The sequence below is a fragment of the Streptomyces sp. NTH33 genome, assembly GCF_003236365.1.
Lineage (GTDB): Bacteria > Actinomycetota > Actinomycetes > Streptomycetales > Streptomycetaceae > Streptomyces.
This window is the reverse complement of the sequence record NZ_POTZ01000661.1, coordinates 1-2,901: the sequence shown is the minus strand read 5'-3', so window position 1 is coordinate 2,901 and position 2,901 is coordinate 1. Positions and strand designations below refer to the sequence as shown.

Here is a 2,901-nt window from a genome sequence, read left to right as displayed (position 1 = left end):
CGTCGAGCCGCAGCCCCTCGGAGCGGGCGGGGGGAGCGGGGAGGTGTGGCGCCGGGCGGAATCGAAGAGTTGGCCGACCTCGTCGCCCGCTCCGAGGGGCTGCGGCTCGACGGGCTGATGACCGTCGCCCCGCTGACCGGCGAGTACGCCGGCCGTCAACAGGCCGCGTTCGAACGCCTCGTTGATTTGTCGACCAGCCTGCGCGTCGCCCATCCGGCTGCCACCATGGTTTCGGCAGGGATGAGCGGGGACCTCGAACAGGCCGTGGCGGCCGGGGCGACACATGTACGCGTCGGTACCGCGGTACTCGGAGTCCGCCCCAGGCTCGGGTAACGTCGCAAAGAAGTCGGACCACAACAGAAAATATGGTCAATACCGCCGAATATGGCGCAACGACCTCGTGGATCGCGGGCACTTGGCGGTCGTCAGCGGATCCACCACAGAGCGGAGGACTCAGAGAATGGCCGGCGCGATGCGCAAGATGGCGGTCTACCTCGGCCTCGTGGAGGACGATGGGTACGACGGCCGGGGATTCGACCCCGATGACGACTTCGAGCCCGAGCTGGACCCGGAACCCGAGCGGGACCGCCGACGGCACGAGCCGTCGCACCAGTCGCATGGGGCACATCAGTCTCAAAGGGACGAGCCGGTACGGGTGGTGCAGCCTCCGGCGCCGCGCGAACCGGTGTCCCATTCCGCTTCGCTCCCGGCGGAATCCGGGCGTCCGGCGCGCATCGCGCCCGTGGCGTCCATCACACAAGAACGCGCAAGCCTGGAGAAGAACGCACCGGTGATCATGCCCAAGGTCGTGTCGGAACGTGAGCCGTACCGGATCACCACACTTCACCCCCGGACCTACAACGAGGCCCGTACCATCGGGGAACACTTCCGTGAGGGCACTCCGGTGATCATGAATCTGACTGAGATGGATGACACAGATGCGAAGCGACTTGTCGACTTTGCGGCAGGTTTGGTGTTTGGTCTTCACGGCAGTATCGAGCGGGTGACGCAGAAGGTGTTCCTGTTGTCGCCTGCTAACGTCGATGTCACGGCGGAGGACAAGGCCCGCATCGCAGAGGGCGGGTTCTTCAACCAGAGCTGAGACGCACTACCGCAACACTGGCAAGAACTGGCACGGAAACAGGGGAGAGGGAAGCACCGATCATGGGTGTGGCCATGGAGGTTCTCTACATCGCGCTGATGGTGTTCCTCATCGTGCTCATCTTCCGGCTGGTCATGGACTATGTGTTCCAGTTCGCCCGCTCGTGGCAACCCGGCAAGGCGATGGTGGTCGTTCTGGAGGCCACCTACACTGTCACCGATCCACCGTTGAAGCTTCTGCGGCGGTTCATCCCGCCGCTGCGTCTCGGGGGCGTGGCGCTAGACCTGTCCTTCTTCGTTCTGATGATCATCGTCTATATCCTGCTCTCCGTCGTGGGAAGTCTCGCGAGGTGACCTGTGGACGATACGGTCTTGCCGACTGCCGATGACTACGTTGAGGTGAAGAGATGCCGTTGACCCCCGAGGACGTGCGGAACAAGCAGTTCACGACCGTCCGCCTCCGAGAAGGCTATGACGAGGACGAGGTCGATGCCTTCCTCGACGAGGTCGAAGCCGAGCTGACCCGTCTGCTCCGCGAGAACGAGGACCTGCGCGCCAAGCTGGCCGCGGCCACCCGCGCCGCCGCCCAGAACCAGCAGAACATGCGCAAGCCTCCGGAGGATCAGCAGCATCCGCAGCATCCGCAGCACCCGCAGCAGCAGGGCATGCGAGGGCCGGGCGCTCCGGTGCCCGCCGGGATATCGGGCCCGCCGCAGCAGCAGATGAGCGGCCCCATGGGTGGCCCGCCCCAGCTGCCGAGCGGTGCCCCGCAGCTGCCCGCCGGCCCGGGCGGTCAGGGTCCCCAGGGCCCCGGTCCCATGGGTCAGGGTCCCGGTCCGATGGGCCAGGGCCCGATGCAGGGCATGGGTCCCGGTCCGATGGGCCAGGGTCCCGGTCCCATGGGCGGTCCCGGCCCGATGGGCCAGGGTCCCGGTCCCATGGGCGGTCCCGGTCCGATGGGCCAGGGCCCCGGTGGCGACAGCGCCGCGCGCGTTCTGTCGCTGGCCCAGCAGACCGCCGACCAGGCGATCGCCGAAGCCCGTTCCGAGGCCAACAAGATCGTGGGAGAGGCGCGTTCGCGGGCCGAGGGACTGGAGCGTGACGCCCGGGCCAAGGCCGACGCGCTGGAGCGGGACGCGCAGGAGAAGCACCGTGTGGCGATGGGCTCCCTGGAGTCCGCCCGAGCCACGCTGGAGCGCAAGGTCGAGGACCTGCGGGGCTTCGAGCGCGAGTACCGTACGCGGCTGAAGTCGTACCTGGAGTCCCAGCTGCGTCAGCTGGAGACCCAGTCCGACGACTCGCTGGCCCCGCCGCGGACGCCGGCGGCCGCGTCGCTGCCGCCGTCCCCGGCGCCCTCCATGGCTCCGGCCGGCGCGAGCGCCCCGTCGTACGGCGGCGGCAACCAGTCGATGGGCGGCGGGCCGAGCCCGTCCGGACCGTCCTACGGCGGTCAGCAGCAGATGTCTCCGGCGATGACCCAGCCGATGGCGCCGGTGCGCCCGCAGGGACCGTCGCCGATGGGGCAGGCGCCCTCGCCGATGCGGGGCTTCCTGATCGACGAGGACGACAACTGAGCGGCCCGTGAAGGGTTCTGTGTGACGAGGTAGGCATCGGCAGCCTGCGAGAACGGCCCCGGAGGGTTTCCCTCCGGGGCCGTTCTTGTGTGCTGGGGCCGTTCTTGGGTGCGGGTGCGGGTGCGGGTGCGGGTGCGGGCGCGGGTGCAGGGGTGAGCCCGGAATGGCTTCTCGCCCCCGCGCCCCTGGTCCCCCGCAGGGCCCCAGGGGCGCGGGCCCTGTCGAC

General features: G+C 68.8%; 4 protein-coding genes. All 4 read left to right on the top strand.

The annotated features are described in order from the left end of the window. The coding region (locus C1I97_RS34575; protein WP_181447046.1) for an alanine racemase at window positions 1-333 on the top strand (333 nt) is incomplete at its 5' end. Window positions 334-460: 127 nt separating this feature from the next. Then, window positions 461-1,102 (top strand): cell division protein SepF, encoded by a 642-nt coding sequence (locus C1I97_RS34570; RefSeq protein WP_111006930.1) that lies wholly within the window; start codon window positions 461-463, stop codon window positions 1,100-1,102. A gap of 62 nt (window positions 1,103-1,164) precedes the next feature. Continuing rightward, window positions 1,165-1,455, top strand: coding sequence for a YggT family protein (locus C1I97_RS34565; RefSeq protein WP_111006929.1), 291 nt, complete (start codon window positions 1,165-1,167; stop codon window positions 1,453-1,455). A 53-nt stretch (window positions 1,456-1,508) separates the two neighbouring features. Beyond that, window positions 1,509-2,675, top strand: a complete 1,167-nt coding sequence (locus C1I97_RS34560) for a DivIVA domain-containing protein (RefSeq protein ID WP_111006928.1) — start codon at window positions 1,509-1,511, stop codon at window positions 2,673-2,675. Window positions 2,676-2,901 lie beyond the last annotated feature (226 nt).